Origin of the sequence: Bradyrhizobium sp. TM233, assembly GCF_036247965.1 — a bacterium.
In the GTDB taxonomy this organism is placed as follows: Bacteria; Pseudomonadota; Alphaproteobacteria; order Rhizobiales; family Xanthobacteraceae; genus Bradyrhizobium; species Bradyrhizobium ottawaense.
Map to the genome: position 1 here is coordinate 1 of NZ_BTIG01000262.1, position 287 is coordinate 287.

1 pseudogene is annotated in these 287 nt (G+C 55.4%); it reads right to left on the reverse strand.

What is annotated here, in order from left to right:
• Nucleotides 1–182 (reverse strand): annotated as a pseudogene (locus AABA86_RS34690) (ribonuclease H family protein); the annotation flags it as partial.
• Between the last annotated feature and the right edge of the window lie 105 nt (nt 183–287).

Sequence of the window (287 nt, forward strand, 5' to 3'; positions counted from 1 at the left end):
CTTTCGACCACCACCTTAGAGTAATTCCCGTCCCTCAAGGTCTCCACAGCGACACGAATGGCCCAAAGCTCAGCGAGCAAAGGATTCGACGTGCCCAAGCGACGACAAAATCCCTTTACCCACTTGCCAGAGCTATCTCGGAGCACCCCGCCACAGGCCGCCTCACCGGAGGGCCACACCGAGCCGTCAACATTATACTTAAGCTACCCAACCCTCGGAAATAACCAGGCGGAGCTTGTAGAACTTTGTGGCCCTGTCTCCTCATCATGCAAATGTGAGGTAACCCA